This window comes from Enterococcus sp. AZ196, assembly GCF_050498845.1.
Lineage (GTDB): Bacteria > Bacillota > Bacilli > Lactobacillales > Enterococcaceae > Enterococcus_A > Enterococcus_A murrayae.
Window position 1 is genome coordinate 771196 of sequence record NZ_JBIPAM010000002.1, and the last position, 17724, is coordinate 788919.

At 42.3% G+C, this 17724-nt stretch carries 16 protein-coding genes; 11 read left to right on the forward strand and 5 right to left on the reverse strand.

All coding sequences use genetic code 11. The features are described 5' to 3' along the window. Nucleotides 1–15 precede the first annotated feature (15 nt). Nucleotides 16–1251 carry an MFS transporter gene (locus IGI67_RS21350; protein ID WP_429959191.1) on the forward strand — a complete coding sequence of 412 codons (1236 nt, stop codon included), beginning with the start codon at nt 16–18 and terminating at the stop codon, nt 1249–1251. Nucleotides 1252–1292: 41 nt separating this feature from the next. On the opposite strand, the gene IGI67_RS21355 is transcribed toward IGI67_RS21350, so the two are convergent. Together IGI67_RS21355 and IGI67_RS21360 are read right to left on the reverse strand one after the other, a co-directional pair. Then, the gene (locus IGI67_RS21355) at nt 1293–1565 is read right to left on the reverse strand and encodes a zinc ribbon domain-containing protein (protein WP_207107319.1); all 273 of its coding nucleotides are present in this window, start codon (nt 1563–1565) and stop codon (nt 1293–1295) included. Nucleotides 1566–1751: 186 nt separating this feature from the next. Then, nucleotides 1752–1946 (reverse strand): hypothetical protein, encoded by a 195-nt coding sequence (locus IGI67_RS21360; protein WP_429959192.1) that lies wholly within the window; start codon nt 1944–1946, stop codon nt 1752–1754. Between the two features lie 200 nt (nt 1947–2146). Here IGI67_RS21360 and IGI67_RS21365 point away from each other — a divergent pair, with 200 nt between their 5' ends. The 3 genes from IGI67_RS21365 (at nt 2147) to IGI67_RS21375 (ending at nt 6325) form a co-directional block, all read left to right on the forward strand. Continuing rightward, the gene (locus IGI67_RS21365; RefSeq protein WP_429959193.1) at nt 2147–4537 is read left to right on the forward strand and encodes a Xaa-Pro dipeptidyl-peptidase; all 2391 of its coding nucleotides are present in this window, start codon (nt 2147–2149) and stop codon (nt 4535–4537) included. Between the two features lie 194 nt (nt 4538–4731). Next, nucleotides 4732–5676 (forward strand): TMEM175 family protein, encoded by a 945-nt coding sequence (locus IGI67_RS21370; RefSeq protein ID WP_429959194.1) that lies wholly within the window; start codon nt 4732–4734, stop codon nt 5674–5676. A 100-nt stretch (nt 5677–5776) separates the two neighbouring features. Beyond that, nucleotides 5777–6325, forward strand: coding sequence for a hypothetical protein (locus IGI67_RS21375; RefSeq protein ID WP_429959195.1), 549 nt, complete (start codon nt 5777–5779; stop codon nt 6323–6325). Between the two features lie 173 nt (nt 6326–6498). Here IGI67_RS21375 and IGI67_RS21380 read toward each other — a convergent pair whose 3' ends face one another. Next, entirely contained in the window at nt 6499–6828 is a 330-nt protein-coding gene (locus IGI67_RS21380; RefSeq protein WP_207107325.1) for a hypothetical protein, read from the reverse strand. Nucleotides 6829–7064: 236 nt separating this feature from the next. Between IGI67_RS21380 and IGI67_RS21385 the strand changes: the two genes are divergently transcribed. From IGI67_RS21385 to IGI67_RS21395, 3 genes are all read left to right on the forward strand, one after another. Then, nucleotides 7065–7559, forward strand: a complete 495-nt coding sequence (locus IGI67_RS21385) for an Lrp/AsnC family transcriptional regulator (RefSeq protein ID WP_207107326.1) — start codon at nt 7065–7067, stop codon at nt 7557–7559. Then, nucleotides 7556–8719, forward strand: a complete 1164-nt coding sequence (locus IGI67_RS21390; protein ID WP_207107327.1) for an aminotransferase class I/II-fold pyridoxal phosphate-dependent enzyme — start codon at nt 7556–7558, stop codon at nt 8717–8719. The genes IGI67_RS21385 and IGI67_RS21390 overlap by 4 nt, the downstream gene beginning before the upstream one ends. A gap of 210 nt (nt 8720–8929) precedes the next feature. Further along, the gene (locus IGI67_RS21395) at nt 8930–10048 is read left to right on the forward strand and encodes an AI-2E family transporter (protein ID WP_429959196.1); all 1119 of its coding nucleotides are present in this window, start codon (nt 8930–8932) and stop codon (nt 10046–10048) included. 105 nt (nt 10049–10153) lie between these two features. Here IGI67_RS21395 and IGI67_RS21400 read toward each other — a convergent pair whose 3' ends face one another. Then, a complete protein-coding gene (locus tag IGI67_RS21400; RefSeq protein WP_429959197.1) occupies nt 10154–11548 on the reverse strand; it encodes an amino acid permease in 1395 nt (464 codons plus the stop codon). A 328-nt stretch (nt 11549–11876) separates the two neighbouring features. Here IGI67_RS21400 and IGI67_RS21405 point away from each other — a divergent pair, with 328 nt between their 5' ends. After that, nucleotides 11877–12848, forward strand: coding sequence for a hypothetical protein (locus tag IGI67_RS21405; RefSeq protein ID WP_429959198.1), 972 nt, complete (start codon nt 11877–11879; stop codon nt 12846–12848). Nucleotides 12849–12866: 18 nt separating this feature from the next. Here the strand turns inward: IGI67_RS21405 and IGI67_RS21410 are convergent, their stop codons facing one another. Next, a complete protein-coding gene (locus tag IGI67_RS21410) occupies nt 12867–13832 on the reverse strand; it encodes a response regulator transcription factor (RefSeq protein WP_429959199.1) in 966 nt (321 codons plus the stop codon). A gap of 273 nt (nt 13833–14105) precedes the next feature. Between IGI67_RS21410 and ptcA the strand changes: the two genes are divergently transcribed. From ptcA to aguA, 3 genes are all read left to right on the forward strand, one after another. Next, the gene (gene ptcA, locus IGI67_RS21415; RefSeq protein ID WP_429959200.1) at nt 14106–15125 is read left to right on the forward strand and encodes a putrescine carbamoyltransferase; all 1020 of its coding nucleotides are present in this window, start codon (nt 14106–14108) and stop codon (nt 15123–15125) included. 117 nt (nt 15126–15242) lie between these two features. After that, complete coding sequence (locus tag IGI67_RS21420; protein ID WP_429959201.1) at nt 15243–16664, forward strand: APC family permease; 1422 nt, start codon at nt 15243–15245, stop codon at nt 16662–16664. Further along, nucleotides 16618–17715 carry an agmatine deiminase gene (aguA, locus tag IGI67_RS21425; RefSeq protein WP_429959202.1) on the forward strand — a complete coding sequence of 366 codons (1098 nt, stop codon included), beginning with the start codon at nt 16618–16620 and terminating at the stop codon, nt 17713–17715. The genes IGI67_RS21420 and aguA overlap by 47 nt, the downstream gene beginning before the upstream one ends. Nucleotides 17716–17724: the final 9 nt, after the last annotated feature.

The following is a 17724-nucleotide window of genomic DNA, read 5'->3' on the forward strand; positions in this document are numbered from 1 at the left end:
GTAAAGGAAGAGTAAATGAAAAAAATAATTATTGAAAAGACAGGTATTTCCAGCGGACTATTTTGGGGTTATGTGGGTTTAATTTTTTTCATGCTGGGTGCGACAATCGAAACAAGCTGGTTTTCTTCCTATTTAACAACAATCGGTTTCGAAGTAAAGGCAGCCTCGTTATTGTTTAGCTGCTATGGGATATTTGTTGCGTTCTTTTCATGGATCACGAGCTTTCTAGTCAAGCGCTATTCGATAAATAAGGTGATGTTGTCAAGTATATTTTTATCGCTCCTAAGTACAGGCGTCTTATTAACAGGGGTGGCAGCAAAACAATCCATGTTGATTTTTTCGGGATATATGCTTCGGGGAACAGTGTATCCATTATTTGCTTACGCATTTTTAGTGGCGATAACGATTCAAACACCTGCAAAGAATTTGGGACGAGGAACTTCATGGTTTTGGCTGTGTTTCAATTTGGGCATGACCATTGTGGGTCCGGTGTTAGCGACGAAGCTATTAAATTATTTTAGTGTCTATGCTGTCTTTCTGCTAGGTAATTTCTTAGTCCTGGTCGGTGGAATACTTTCAATTTTATTATGTCAGGAAGCAAAAGCTGAAGCAGCTTCCAAATCGATTACAGGGGAAATGAAGGAGGGATTACAAATTCTATTTCGCTTTCCACGTCTGACATTAGGCTTACTGGTCAAAGCGATTAATAATATCGGCCAATTTGGATTTGTGATCATGATGCCGATTTTCTTATTGCAGCACAGTTTCACATTGCTGCAATGGAGCAGTGCGTGGGCCGCGTGTTATGTGATTAATTCGATCGCAGGTATTTTATTCGGCGAGCTAGGGGATAAGTTTGGCTGGCGCAAAATCGTCACCTTATTTTCTGGGAGTATCACGGGCTTTTCTTGTTTATTGTTGATAGTAGTCATTAATTATTTCCCAGGTAATTTCATTTTTCTAGTTCTGGCATTTTCGGTTTTTGCGATTGGGGTTGCCGCGTTTGGACCGCTTTCTGCATTGATCCCTTCGATGGTACCGGAGCATAAGGTTACAGCAGTCTCTGTTTTAAACCTGGGGTCAGGACTCAGCAACTTTTTTGGGCCGATGCTGGTAACGGTTTTGTTTCAACGATTTGGCGGGAATATTACTTTGTTTGTTTTTGCGGGACTCTATTTTTTGGCCAGTATACTAAGCTCACAGCTAAAGCTGCCAGATGAAGTAAGTAGTGAAAGGATCCAGTCTACCTAACCAAAACCTCTCCGCAAAAAATGCGAAGAGGTTTTGTCAGATTACTTTTTCCAACGTTTCAAATCTGGGAAAAAGCCTTCCATAAATTCTTTTGCTTCTGCCTCGGTCTGACCTTGTTGTTCCAGCATTCCAGCTTCCTTCATATGCTTCACACTGATGGCAATCATTTCATCCATTGTACAGTCTTCAGTGAAGGTACCATGTTTATAGCAATAAAGGCAGTAGTCTTCATTTTTAGCACCATCATGCTCAGTACCATATAGGCCTTCTCTTAGCGGAATGCCGCAGCTTTGACAAAATACCATTTCTTCCATAAAATTCCCTCCTTCAAATAAACCATCGGTTCTACCATAATTTTAACAAAAAGCTCGGCACTGGTACATGAGGGAATGAAACTTCTTTTAGTAATAGATCCATCAAGCATGAAAACCCAATCCTTGGTTCATTTAACGAAGGATTGGGTTTAGTTATGCTGATCTGTTCTTCAGAATGTCCGAAATTTACATGACACGGATAGAATGATAGGCTTCATGGACGGCATCAATGATTTTTCGTGAAGCTACCGCGTCACCGACCGTTGTCACATCAAGCGTTTGTGGCAGGGCCTCTTCCAAATCGTTGATAGGGTCATAGCCTGCTGCGACAATCACTGTGTCTGCCGGGATTTTTTTCTCTTTGCCATCATACATCACCACTACGCACTCCTCTTGAATTTCTTGGACGGAGGCACTTGTCAGTAATTCTATATCCGTAGCAGCAATGCGGTGTCTTAATGACAAATCATTATTCGCGGCTTATTTTTTAAAAGAAGCAAGGGAGCGTTTTCATTGAACTTTAACCGAAAAGTCGGAGTATTTTGTTATACTTATACTATCTGAAAAAAGGAGAGAAGTAGATGAAAATCAATCAATTTGGTTTAAAACGTGTTCTGCTAGATGAAGCGAAGAAGGAATTGACCGAAGCAGGTTTCTTAACTATCGATTCAGCAAAGAATGCGACGAAATTATGGTTTGAATTTTTACGCAAAAGCTTTTTAACAGTAAAGGAAGAAAGCGGCTTTATTAGTAAACTTGGCAATTTCTTAGCAGATGAAGCGACGGATCTGGCGGAATTTTATCAAGCGCATACTCCTTTAACGAAAGAAGTTTTTTATACGATGGGCCTGCAGCAATTAGACTTTGAACCGACGATTGATTTTGCGGCAAAGGATGTTCTTGCAGAGGCTGAAAAAATCGGAATACCAATGATTGATGGTGATTTTTCCGATAAGAACACGATTATTGAGGCGTGGTATTTATTATTAACAAGCCATACAAAAAATGGACTGAACTATCTTGATAAACTTGCTTCAGAAGGATTTTACTTGGATAAGGAAGTCAGCAAGCCATTTTTCTTCAACGGAAAAGCGCAGGCGGTCTTCGATACCTCTCGTTTAATTCGTGAAGTCGTCTATGTCGAGGCGCCGCTTGATACGGACAAAGATGGAAAACGTGATCTGTTGAAGCTGGAGATTCTACGGCCAGCCGAAACGGAAGCTGGGCTGCAGGTGGCAACATTATTTACAGCGAGCCCATACAGTCAAGGAGTCAACGGACCAGCAGGCGAGGAATTGACCTATGATGTGAATGTTCCGTTGGAGCGCAAAGAACCAACAGAGACGACTTACGAAGAAATCCAATATAAGCCGGCAGCAGCAGAATTGCCGGCAGAACGGGAAGTCAAAGGGAAAGCGACCCATGCTACAGAGACCTTCGTTCGCGAAAATAATCATAGCTTGAATGATTTCTTCTTAGCTCGCGGCTTTGCGGTAGTCTATGGTTCAGGGATTGGTACACGAGATTCTGATGGAATCCAAACCTGCGGCTCTGTCGAACAGACGACGTCAATGGTTGCCTACATCGAATGGTTAGCAGGCAATCGCCGTGCTTTCACAAATCGGACGGATAATATCGCAATCAAAGCATGGTGGAGCAACGGCAAAGTGGCAATGACGGGAAAATCATACCTTGGTACTTTAGCGACTGCTTGTGCGACGCGTCAAGTCGAAGGGCTGGAAACCATCATCTCTGAAGCGGCGATTTCTGATTGGTATCAATATTATCGTGATAACGGCTTGGTTATAGCGCCGGGCGGATTTCCGGGTGAAGACGCTGATGTTTTGGCGATCGAGACCTTCAGTAAGATGCGCAATGCCGGCGATTACCTTCACAGCAAGAAATTTTTCTTGGATTACTTGAAAGAAATGGCAGAGCTGCAGGACCGGAAGTATGGAAATTATAATACTTTCTGGGATGAGCGCAACTATTTGCCGTTTATTAAAGATATCAAGTGCGATGTAGTGATGGTTCATGGACTGAATGACTGGAACGTGAAGCCGCGACAGGTTGCGGGTTTGTGGGATGCGTTGAAGGATGTACCGGTTGCGAAGAAAATGATCTTGCATCAGGGACAGCACATCTATATCAATAATATGCCGTCACTGGATTTCCAAGATATGATGAACTTGTGGCTGAGTCATAAACTTTATGGCGTAGAGAACAATGCGAAAGAACTCTTGCCAGACATTGTTTATCAAAAGAATACTGCGGCTGAAACATGGGCTACCTTGAAGGATTGGGCGCCTGCTAACGAAAAAGTTTATCACTTGGGTGAAAACAACTTAGCGGAAACAGCGGCTTCAGGTCAATTCACATTCAATGACCAATTGCCTGAAGCACAATATCAAAGCTACACGAAAGCTATTGATTTGTGGGAAAAAGAGCTGAAGGAAGCTGGACCGATGGATGGTCATCGCTATTTAGCGAAGACAGAAGCTTTAAATGAAGCGACCTTCTTAAACGGTCGTCCAAAGGTGAAAATCAAAGTAGCTTCAAGTGTCGATCTAGGGATGCTGAGCTTTGAATTGATCGATTTTGGCACAGCGAAACGCCTGAAGCCTGTACCAGATGTTTTAGCACTGCATGGCTTGCCATTAGGCAGAAATTGGCGTGAAGACAATCTGGTAGAATTCAAATTAGGGGCGGAGAACGAGTATAAGCTGATCACTCGTGGGCACATCAACCTGCAAAATCGTGAGAATGCTTGGAAAAACGATGAGTTGAAGGCCAATGAATTTGTTGAAATCGAAGTCGTTCTGCATCCAACGATGTATCATTTGCCAGCAGGGCGTCAAATCGGCTTAGCTGTTTATGGCACAGATTTTGGAATGACTGTTCGCGGCAATCAACCGATTGAGTACACGTTAGATTTAGCGGAATCTCAATTGATTCTGCCAATCGGTGAATAGCCTGCAGACATTTGAGAAAATAAAAAATAAGCGAGATAAGGCATGCTCATCATTTGATGGTCATGCCTTGTTTTTGTGATAAAGGAACCCGCTAATCGAGAGAAAATCGTATTCTCTAACGACCATTCTTTTCATTATCCCTTTTGGCACATTTGTTATATGATAAGTCAGAAGAATCGAAAGGAGCTGAAAATATGAAGGAACGTGTTGTCGTTTTTGGTGATGCGATCATTGCGATTATTTTGACAATCATTGTCTTAGAATTACCTATTCAAACAGCTGCCAACGGTGCGGTTGATATGGTCTCATTATTTCGAGCGGTGGGAATCTATTTTATCAGTTTTTGTTTTGTGGCGAATCTGTGGTTTCAAACAGGCTATGCCTTCAATAAAATCGAGCAGGTCAAAAACAAGGACTTGGTGATTTATCTGCTATTGCTGTTTTTCTTATCATTGGTTCCGTCAGCTACGCGTTTGCTGATCGAAGATACGACTAAACAGACCCTCTTGATTTATGGTGTCCTGACCCTGATCGTGACTTTAGTGATGCGGCGTTTGATCGTAGCGTTAACAGAGCAGTCATTTAAAGGTGAAAAACAACGGAAGCGGCGTGTGAACGAGCTGAACAAGCAGGATTTGTTGTCAATTATTTTTCGAATCGTAGTGTTGATCTTCGGGCTGTTTTACGTAAGGCCGGCGTTGATCATTTATTTGATTTTGCCGATTTTAGCTTTTTTACAAAACATCATTGATCGTGAAGAAGACAGTCTGATTGCTTCGTTAGATGATGAACAGCAGGCAGACTATTTCCAAGACCGAAATCAGGTTTGGGGGAATTCGATGCGGCGCTATTCTAAGCTGCTGCGGGATTCAATGAAAACAAGCGGTGAGCAAGATCCTGATCGATGGAAGCAAGTGATGGTTGATTGGGAGGAGCACATCAACAAAGAGATTAATGAACGCAAGGAACAGCTTTCGTCATTGAATGGGAATGATAGGCACCGAGCAGAAAACGAGATTGCCCGTTTGGAGAAGCAAAAGCAGAGAATGGAAAGACAAAAGGCGATGACTGAGCGTCGGATCAACGAAGCAAAAGAGCTGAGCGATCAGGTTCTGAGTCAATCGAGAAAGAGAAAGTAGCAGCCAAGGCGCGATGAAGCAGTATGCTTTTCGCCTTGGTATTTTTTTGTGTTCATTATATAATGAAGTATAAATATCGCAAAGGAAATAGGTGAAAACCATGACACTAACAGCGATCGAGCACCCAATCAAAATGTATATTCGACGGGACCTTGGCATCACTGTTGAACAATTCGGTAAGCTAGCTGGCATTCCTCAGTCTACTTTAGCAACTTGGATCAAACGAGATCGCCGAGTAGAAAAATTGCCGATTGACTTCTACAGTGCCTTGTCTACTGTTCGCAAGCAAAAAATTGAGATCGTATATGGTGAACTGTTAGAGTGGCAGCAGCGTTATGATCGCTACAAACAGGAGAGTCTCCAAGCAATCGCGGAGGAGCAGCCGTTGTTCTCACTGGCAGCAGAGGAAGGGCGTACTATTTATCGCTGCTATCGAACTCGTCAGATCGAAAGCCAGTTGCTGGAACCAGCTAGACGTTTGCGCAAAGCCATCGATCAATTAAATGCCCAAAGCTTTATTCAAGTGATGATCGAGATTTATGGAACAGTGGCAGAGCCGATGCCAACCTGGATTGCAAAGTCCTTCAATAAAAGTGAGCTGAAGGAAATCGGGCAGGCATTTTACAATGAACTATTGATGAAGGGATAAAAATCTATTCCTCATCGAATGAGCTGGCGTAAAGTCAAATGGGTCTAACACTATTGATTATGATAGTGTTAGACCCATTTACTTTCATTTTGTTAAGTATTTTTGAAAAAGACTTTTTAGTTGGGCATAGTTTTGTGGATTTTCAAATAAAAAAGAAGCGGAGATCCGCTTCTTTATAATTCTTCTTTTACAGTATTGGTGATCTTTTTCAGTTCATCTGTCATTTGCCCAGAGTGTTTGATAATATCTGATACGCGTAAGAAGCTGTTTTTGTACATCGCCACTTCGCGGAACTTCTTGTATTTTTCCTCGATCTCGTTAAAGGTCGCCGGCTTGCGATCATCTTTTTCAACGGTTTCCGAACCATTCACATAATGCATCCCTAAAAATGAGAGGGCATCATTGATCCCATCTAAAAAGGCTTCATACTCCTCTTGACGGATCTTGCCGTCGGCCAAACGCTGCCGCTGTTTTTCAATAAAAATCTCAACTACTTGTTCCATTCCCAATCCTCCTGTCTCTACGCATTTTTCTTATTGCTCATCCAGTTTATTGTACTATGAAACCAAGTGTTTGTGTTATAGAAAAACGAAAAATTTTTGCCTAATAGTAACCTTGCCGAAATGTAGTCAGTATTTTATGAATTTTCAAAATAATTTGACAGTTTTTCTTTTTTTGGGAATAATAAATAAAAGATTAAAACCATCGAATAAAATGTAAAACTGAAGGAGACGTTCATATGGAACAAAGTAAACGCAAGCAACTATTAAAGCTGATCGAATCCGATTGTCGATTAACTGTGGAAGAATACGCGGTGATGCTGGGCGAAGAAGAAGTGATCGTTTCTGCAGAAATCAAACGACTGGAAGAAGAAAAAATTATTTGCGGCTATCGTGCCTTGATTGATTGGGATAAGGTGGAGGATGATTGGATCGAGGCCTTGGTCGAGGTTCAAACAATTCCTAAAGGGGAAGAGGGTTATCGTGAAATCGCTGAACGTGTTCGGAAGTTTCCTGAGGTCAAATCCTTCTTTTTCGTCAGCGGCGGCTTCGATTTTGTTCTGCTGCTGCAGGGCCGCAACATCAAAGAAATCTCGAAATTCATCTCAACTAACCTAGCATCGATTCCTGATGTTTCTGGAACACAGACGCATTTCCTGTTAGACAAATACAAGGAGTGGGGCATTGATATGTATCAAGATGACTCAGATCCTAGAATTCAGGTGAGCCCATGAGAAATTTTTTGACGAAAAAAATTACAGATATTCAACCATCGGGTATTCGAAAATTCTTTGACATCGTCTCTGAACAGCCTGATGCGATTTCTCTAGGTGTCGGTGAGCCGGATTTTGACACACCGTCGCATATGACACAAGAAGGCGTGCGTTCGATCCAAGAAGGTCGCACCTTTTATACGGCCAATGCCGGTCTGATCGAGCTGCGTGAAAAAATCAGCGATTACCTGCTTTATCGCAATAAGGTCAGCTACGATCCGAAGACTGAAATTGTCGTGACGGTCGGCGGAAGCGAAGCCATCGATGTAGCGTTGCGGACCTTTGTCGATCCAGGTGATGAGGTGATCATTCCTCAGCCCAGCTTTGTATGCTATGAACCAATCACGCAAATCGTTGGCGGTACGCCAGTAACGATCGATTTGCAGGCGAAGAACAATTTCGCGTTGACACCAGAAGAGCTTGAGGGTGTATTGACCGAAAAAAGCAAAATTTTGATTTTGTCCTATCCAAATAATCCGACCGGCGGAACGATGGATCGCGAAGCGTTGATTAAAATCGCCGATGTAGTGAAAAAGCATGACCTGCTAGTTATTTCTGATGAAATTTATGCGGAGCTTGTGTATGACGAGCCCTTTACCAGCATTGCGGAGCTTCCGGGAATGCGTGAACGGACGATCGTTATCAACGGGTTTTCAAAAGGCTTTGCGATGACCGGTTGGCGACTAGGCTTTATGGCAGGACCAGAGATGTTTATGGAGCAGCTGTTGAAGCTTCATCAATATACGATCATGGCGGCTCCGACTGCGAGTCAATATGCGGCGCTGGCTGGACTGAAAAACAATTGGCAGGAGACCGTGGAGCCGATGCGGCTGTCTTATGAGGAACGTCGAAATTATCTGCATCATGCGTTGGAGAAAATGGGCCTGCCTTGTTATAAGGCAAAGGGAGCCTTCTATCTTTTTCCGCAAATCAGTCAATTTGGCTTGAGTAGTGAGGAGTTTGCCTTGCGATTGCTGGAGGAAGAGAAGCTGGCTGTGGTTCCGGGATCGGCTTTTGGGAAAAGCGGAGAAGGCTTTTTACGACTTTCATACGCGTATTCGATTTATGAGCTGAAGGAAGCCATTCAACGTTTAGAACGTTTTGTGACACGGTTGAAATAATGAAAGGAGCGGAGCGATCCGCTCTTTTTTTTGTAAACTATTTTGGCTTGAAAAAGTAAGCACCTAGAGTTTCTAGTTATACAAATAGCTAAGTTTTGGGTTTTAATAAAATTTTTCCTTTAGTTTTAATAAAGCCGTTTTTACTTCTTACTAGAAATGTTAAGATGAAGCCATATCCTGGGGGATAAGAATTTTTTTAAGGAGGCTTTTATGCTATCACGCTTCAAACAATCAAAACTGTTTTTTTGGACGGCTGAGATTGTCTTAACGATCATAGGGATTTATTTTCTGTTACAAATGCCTAATATCTTCGAACCTGTATTGGGCATGATCTCCGCAATCCTGATGCCTCTATTGATCGCCGGCTTTCTTTACTATATGTTCGATCCAATCGTGGTCTTTTTGGAGGAAAGAGGAGGCGTCCCTCGTGTTATCGGGTTTCTCCTATCATTTGTCGTGATTGCTTTTATCATTGTTCTGATCATGATGAATGCTGTTCCGAAAATGATCGAGCAAACGGTTCAGCTAACGCAAAATCTGCCTGTTTATGCAGAGGAATCTGGTCGTTGGTTAAATGAACTGGCTAACAAAGAGGAGTTCAAAAACTTTAATTTGGAAGAACAATTGGCTTCCGCGAATTTGACGATCAACAATCTGCTTAAAGTCGGAATCGTCAGTGTGACTACCAGCTTGTCACGGCTTTTTGGCTTCGCGATGAAATTTTTCGTTCTTTTGTTTACGGTTCCTTTCATTTTGATTTTTATGTTTAAGGACGGTCACAAATTCCTAGATGCTGTTTCGCATTTCTTTCCCTTATCAATTCGTAAAGAGCTGCGTCAAACGGTGCGCGAATTAAATGAGACCTTATCTGCTTATATCAGCAGTACCGTTTTAGACGCTTTCATTATTGGGATTTTGAGTTTTATCGCAATGACGATCTTCCAACAGCCCTATAGCCTGCTGCTGGCTCTTTTTTGCGGAATTACCAATATTATTCCGTATGTTGGGCCATTTATCGGAGCCGTGCCGGCGATTATTGTCGGTCTGTTTATTTCACCGCTGCAAGCATTGTACATGGGGCTATCTGTCTTAGTCATTCAGCAATTAGATGGTAATTTAATCAAACCGCTGCTGTTTGGCAAGTCGCTGAATATTCACCCGCTAACCATTATCCTTGTTTTGATTGGAGCGGGAAGTGTTGCTGGGATCGTAGGAATGCTGATCTGTATCCCAGTTTACGCTGTGATCAAGACACTGATCATCAATATTCATAAAATCTACCAGCTTCGCCGTGAGAGCCACCTATTTAAGGACAACGGAGAAGGGTAAACATACGAATAAACAAAAGCCGTCTTCCAACACCTTATTGTTTGGAGGGCGGCTTAACTTTTGTGAAAATGTTATACAAGCAAGCAGAGAAATAAATAACTGATTTTAATCGTTGTTATCAAAAAGATGAAAAATTTTGCCGAATATCGGTATATTTTTCTCGAACTTAAAATGATAAATCGCAAAAAGAGCGATAAACCAAATAGGTGAGAAGATCAATGCCTCACGGGTATCTGTAGCTAGTGCTAAAACGAACAAGACAAAAGCGAGAAAGATAAACACCAGATAATTTGTATAAGGAAACAGCGGCAGCTTAAACGTACTTTTTGCGGCCAGCTCTGGATTTGCTTTGCGATAACGCATATGCGTAAAGACGATCATTCCCCAAATGAAAATGAAGCAGATCGTCGCAATCGAGCTGATCATGGTGAAAATGTGACTAGGTACAAAAAAGTTCAGGATCACTGCGATAAAAATGATGAGGGTTGAAAATACTAAGGCATTGCCGGGAACACGATTGCGTGTCAATTTTGTAAAGCGACTCGGCGCACTGCCCTCCTGCGCCAGTGAGCGAATCATTCGGCTTGTACTGTAGATCGCACTGTTGCAGGCAGACATGGCGGAGCTTAGTACGACTAAATTAACGATGGAAGCGGCAGCCGCGATCCCAATTTCAGAAAAGACCTGTACGAAGGGGCTTTGATCTGCGGACAGACTTGACCAGGGATAGATCGACATAATCATAAATAATGACCCAAGGTAAAATAAAATGATTCGCAGTGGGATCGTATTGATGGCTTTCGGCAGCACTGATTTTGGATCAGAGGTCTCGCCGCCGATCAGCCCAACTAATTCCACCCCGCAAAAAGCGAAGGTCGCCATTTGGAAGGAGAGGACAAAGCCCCCTGCACCTTTTGGAAAGAAACCGCCATGTTGCCATAAATTATTCACTGTTACAGATCCAGCACTGGTTTTAAACCCAGTAAGGATCATGACGGCGCCAGCGATGATCAAAGCAATAATTGCGACCACCTTAATCAAGGCGAACCAGAATTCCAACTCGCCGAAAAGTCCGACGGCGACCAGATTCAAGCCGAGAAGCAGGGCCAGTGCGATCAATTCGGGCAGCCATTGGGGGATATCAGGCAACCAATAGTTTACGTACATTCCGGTTGCGGTCAGGTCGGCCATTGCGATGGCGATCCAACAAAACCAGTAGGTCCAACCAGTTACAAAGGCCGCCTTCTTCCCTAAATAATCTGCGATAAAATCTAAAAATGAATGATAGTTCAAATTCGACAGCATCAGTTCGCCCAAAGCCCGCATGATCAAGAAGATAATACAGCCTGTAATCATGTATGATAGAAGAATCGAAGGACCCGTCAGCTGAATGGTTTTGCCGGCACCAAGAAATAGACCGGTACCAATCGCTCCTCCAATTGAAATCAATTGGACGTGACGATTTTTTAATCCTCTATCCAATTCTTCATGTGTTTCCAATAAAATCAGTCCTTTTTTTAAGAATAGAACGAGTTTATCAGAAACGAATGAAAGGTGAAAATATTTGCATTGAATTGACAGAATGCCTAGAATTTTCTAATAATTTTAAAATAACATAAAAATGAAAAGAGTTACTAAAGATTTCACTATAACGTGTGTTTTGCAATGATTAAAATGCTATAATGTTGACAAATTGTGTGTTCTGCTGCGTATTTACGTACAAAAAATTCTTATATCCTCACTGTTAGAGAGGAGCAGGCCGCATAGAAGTAAAAAGAGAACCTTATTTTCCATTTTGGAGAAATAAATACATTAAGGAGGAGCCGGTTTGAACAAAAAAACAATCGGTTGGGTGATATTAGGACTGGTTGTGTTTGGCGCCGTAAGTTTTGCAAGCTATCACATCTATCAAGAAAAAATGATCCAGTCAGAAAAGGAAACGAAAAAGGTGCTGAATGAACGTTTAGCCGACCTTTACGAAGATCAGAAGTCGGGCTATTTTAAAGCGGATATCTCAAGTGATGCGTTTGATGATTTAGCGACTGAAGTCAAAAATCAGCGCGGGGAAAGTCAAACCCTAGAGGATATCGACCACGCCAAGAAAAATTTTGAGCTCCAAGAGGAACTGAATGGCCTTTTTGAGAGTGATGTATTAAACGGTCTGGATCTGTCGGCACATCCTATTTTGAAGGACCCCGAGCAGGAAAAGATTAAGAATTTGAAGGATCAGCTGAGTGAAAGCTCAGCGAAGGATAAGGATTGGGGACAAGACATCAGCATGCTTCTGCGCATCGCTGAAACGCAATCGAAGGACTTCACGAATGCGGAGAGTGACGTGACGAGTCTGCTGAACAAAGGCGACAGCTTAACCTTATCGGATTATCTATCGGGAGTAAAAACGCTGGCGGTCTTGCCGGATGGCAAGTATAAGCAGCAGCTGTTGGATAAATTGAACCCAGTGAAAAATCAGCTGGCCAATGAAAATGACAGCTTCGCGACTCAAATTCAGCAAAGTGATGCCTCAATGGCAGAAGCAGAGAAGAGCTATCAAGAGCGGCAGGCGAAGGCACTGGCAGAACGCAACAAGGAATTGTCGGAGTTGAAAAAGGATCTAGCTGAAAAGCAGGAGACGTATGACTCTTATAAAGAGATATTGGATTCGATCGAAGACAGCAAAAATGACGATTCCTCTCGCAAAAAAGCAGAGTCAGAATCTCGTTCTCGTGAGTCCGATTCTTCTCGTTCCAGTTCATCCAGCTCTAGTTCTTCTTCACAGGACCATCATATAGAAGATGATTAAAAAAAGAGCAGCGGTTTTCTAAGAAAAATCGCTGCTCTTTTTTAGTGTAATTTTTTCAGGAGTGGACGCCTGATAGTCTTCAAACAACGGAAAGATTTGCGTCCGTTTCTTGATATCCAGCTTGATAAAAATATTATGGACATGTGTTTTGACTGTTCCTAGTGAAAGAAAGAGCTGATCAGCAATCTCTTGATTGGTATGATGGGACAAAAGCAGTTCAAAAACTTCCGTCTCTCTTTGCGTGAATTGGTGAGCATGACAAAATCTTTGAACCAAAATCGCTGTCTCCTGCTCCTCAGGTGAGCTTTCCTCTTGAGCCTGGCGTTCCTTTGAGAAGAAATAGAACAATACTAGACAGATGGTAATGGAAAAAATATCCTCTGAAATACTGCGATTGTAGATTTTGGTGGTCAAGGAGCTGTATTGATCCACATTGAAAATCACAAAGCTGTCTTCAATGACGATCAGGATGCTGAAAAGAAGACAGATGATCGCAAGTTTTTTCAAATAGCCTTTGTTCAAATCTGGAAGATCCTTTTGAAGCCCTCGCCAACAATAAACCCCTAAATAGAAAAGAAAAATTTGATTCACTAAATAGTAAAGCCAGACTTTAAAGGCTGAGTTTGCCAATAATGGGACTGTGACCATCCACACGGCCAATCCAATCAATAAGCCGTAATGCAGAGGTTTGAGTTTTTCGTGACGTAATTCGGCAATGATAGAGATGGAGAAAAAGGCATTTCCCATAAAAATGATGGTCTTAACAGCAGGTGCACTCATAAATGCTTGGTCATAGCTTTGGGCAAAGGAATTGATGAACTCGGTCATATAAATAATGATGTTGTCAAAAATGAAGAAGGCAAGATAAAGACTGATCAGCAGGAACACTTTGTTTTTTTCTTTTAGATAGGAATTTATTGCGAAAGCCATGGTGATGGAATAAAGAATGATCAAAAGAATGTTATAAACGAAGATAGCTATCATATTGAATCCCCTTTCATTTCGGAATCATTACTCGCATTTCTCACCATAAGTATAACACCATTTTTTCTTCCATCGTTCTAAAATACGCTAAACTTTTATCTAAACTTTTCTAAACCCTTGAAAAATAAAAGGTTTACATCCAAAAATAAACCAGCTAAAACTCGTTGGATTTTCCATTTGGTAGCGTTTACAACCTTTAGCTTATCGTAAACTTGTGTTTTTTCGCCTAAAGTGAAGATGCAAAAGCAAACAAATTACTTAGGAGGCGTCAACATGGCAAAAAGAGATTTCATTACAACAGAAAATTACACGAAGGAGGAGATTCAGTACATTGTTGATTTATCATTGAAAATCAAAGCTTCTATTAAGAACGGTTTTTATCCGCCATTATTAAAAGATAAAGTGTTAGGCATGATCTTCCAACAATCTTCTACTAGAACTCGCGTATCATTTGAAACAGCGATGACGCAATTAGGCGGACATGCAGAATATTTGGCTCCAGGCCAAATTCAATTAGGCGGACATGAAACAATTGAAGATACGAGCCGTGTATTATCTCGGTTAGTTGATATTTTGATGGCACGGGTAGAGCGTCATCACAGCGTTTATGACCTAGCTAATAACGCAACAATTCCTGTAATTAACGGTATGTCAGATTTTAACCATCCAACTCAAGAGTTAGGCGACCTATGTACAATGATCGAACATTTGCCAGCAGGCAAGAAAATCGAAGACTGCAAGGTTTCCTTCATAGGGGATGCAACGCAGGTATGCTTCTCATTAGGATTAGTCGCAACAAAAATGGGCATGGAATTTGTTCAGTTTGGTCCGGAAGGCTTCCAATTAAACGAGGATCATCGTGCAAGATTAGATGCCATCTGTAAAGAGTCTGGCGGCTCCTACACTGTTTCTGACCAAATCGACGTGATCGAAGGTTCAGATTTTGTTTATACTGACGTTTGGTATGGCTTATATGAAGCAGAATTATCAGAAGAAGAACGCATGAGTACCTTCTATCCTAAATATCAGGTGAATGATGAATTGATGGCTCGTGCTGGTAAAGATGCGAAATTCATGCACTGTCTGCCAGCAACTCGCGGCGAAGAAGTAACTGATGAGGTAATGGATGGACCAAACTCGATCTGTTTCGATGAAGCGGAAAATCGTTTGACTTCCATTCGCGGCCTGCTTGTGTACTTGATGCACGATTACGCAGACAAAAATCCAATTGACGAAAAGAAAAAAGCAGCAGCAAAAGCAGATTTGGAAGTCTTTTTAGGCAAAGCACTATAGACCCAAAAGGTGAGGACGGAAATGATCTGCAGCTTTAAGTGAAATTCATCAAGATTATTTCCATTCGGGGATTGAGGAAATCCTCAATCCCTGTTTCTACCGGAAAGGAAGAAAAAAATGGAAGAAAAAAAGAAAAAGTTTAGTTTGATGAGTGCAATATTATCCGTTATCTGTGTTGTGTTTGTGGCAGAGGCAGCAGCACCGGTCGCGGCGATCGGAAATTCACAATTTTTTTGGTGGATCTTCCTGTTGATCGCGTTTCTTTTGCCGTATGGTTTGATTTCTTCAGAATTAGGCACGACATATATTGGTGACGGCGGGATTTATGACTGGGTGACCCAAGCGTTTGGACATCGTTGGGGTTCACGGGTGTCTTGGTATTATTGGATCAATTATCCATTATGGCTGGCTTCTTTAGCAGTGGTTTGCCCTGATTTATTGACGACAATCACTGGTATTGAGTTTCCAACAGTAGCAGCTATTTTGATCGAACTTGTTTTTATCTGGCTGATCGTCTGGATCAGTTTTTATCCAGTCAGCGACAGTGTGTGGATTCTAAACGGCGCGGCCGTGATCAAAATGCTATTGGCTATTTTAATTGGCGGGTTGGGACTTTATACGGCATTGACTAAAGGAGTAGCCAATGAGTTTACCCTATCCTCCATGCTGCCAAGCTTCAACTTGAACAGCTTGTCCTTTATTTCGGTTATCATCTTTAACTTATTAGGTTTTGAGGTTATCTGTACCTTTGCTGATGACATGGAAAATCCTAAAAAACAAATTCCTCAATCAATCATTGCGGGTGGATTGGTGATTGCAGCGATTTACATCTTCTCAGCTTTCGGGATCGGTGTTGCGATTCCGACCGATCAAATCAGTACCGGCAGCGGACTGATGGACAGCTTCAAGCTATTGACTGGTTCAACTGGCGGCTGGTTTATTATCGCAATGGCGTTCTTGTTCTTGCTGACACTGTTCGGCAATATGATCTCTTGGTCCTTGGGCGTTAACAATACTGCCTGCTACGCGGCGGAAAATGGCGATATGCCGAAAATATTTGCAAAACGCGGTGGAAAGGACGAAATGCCGATCGGCGCAGCTATTATGAATGGTGTCGTGGCTTCGATCGTCGTGGTCATTGCACCAATTTTACCGAATCAGGATCTGTTCTGGGCCTTCTTCTCATTGAACCTAGTTATGTTCTTGATGTCTTATGTTCCAGTGTTCCCAGCTTTTTACAAATTGAGACAAATCGATCCAGATACACCACGGCCATTTAGGGTAGGCGGCAGTGATACTTTCTTGAAAGTTTTGGTGGCGCTGCCAATGATCATGATCGTGATTTCATTGATTTTTACGGCTCTGCCTTTGCAGTTTGATCCTGAAACATTGAGTCAGCAGCTGCCGATCACGATCGGAGCTGTCGTCTTCACACTGTTTGGTGAAGCGATTATATGGATGAAAAAAATCAAAAAAGAAGGAGTAATTTATCATGGCGAAGAGAATCGAAAAGACAACACCGAAACAAGACGGGTTTAGAATGCCCGGCGAGTATGAACCACAAGAAAAGGTTTGGATGATCTGGCCGGAACGCCCAGATAACTGGCGCGATGGCGGAAAACCGGCTCAGGAAGCCTTCACGGAAGTAGCAAAAGCAATCAGCAAATTCACACCAATGAATGTGGTGGTTTCGCAGCAGCAATTCCAAAATTGCCGTCGTCAACTACCAGAAGACATTACTGTTTACGAAATGTCCAACAATGATGCCTGGATTCGCGATTGCGGGCCAAGCTTTGTGATCAATGACAAAGGTGAATTACGTGGAAATGACTGGGGCTTCAATGCTTGGGGCGGTCTTGTTGATGGCTTGTATTTCCCATGGGATCAAGATGATTTAGTGGCGCAAAAGATTTGCGAAATCGAACATGTCGATTCTTATCGTACGGATGATTTCATTCTAGAAGGCGGCTCATTCCATGTCGATGGTGAAGGAACTGTTTTAGTTACAGAGATGTGTTTATTGAGTGAAGGGCGCAACCCTCACATGACGAAAGAAGAGATCGAGCAAAAATTATGCGACTACTTAAACTGCGAAAAGGTTTTATGGTTAGGTGACGGGATTGATCCGGAAGAAACCAACGGTCACGTGGATGATGTTGCTTGCTTCGTACGACCGGGTGAAGTAGCGTGTATTTACACAGAAGATGCAAACAGTCCCTTCTATGAAGCGGCACAGGATGCCTACAAGCGTTTAAATGAAATGACCGATGCGAAAGGCCGTAAGCTGAAGGTTCATAAAATCTGCTGCCCAATCGAAAATGTAACGATTGACGGCAATTTCAAGATCGACTATGTAGAAGGAACGATGCCGCGTGAAGACGGCGACATCTGTATCGCTTCTTACATGAACTTCTTGATCACGAATAACGGTGTGATCGTACCGCAGTATGGCGATAAGAATGACGCATTGGCGTTAGAGCAATTAGAAATGATTTTCCCAGATAAAGAAGTTGTGGGTGTAAATACTGTTGAAATCGTATACGGTGGCGGAAATATTCACTGTATCACTCAGCAGCAGCCACAAAGATAGGAGACCCTC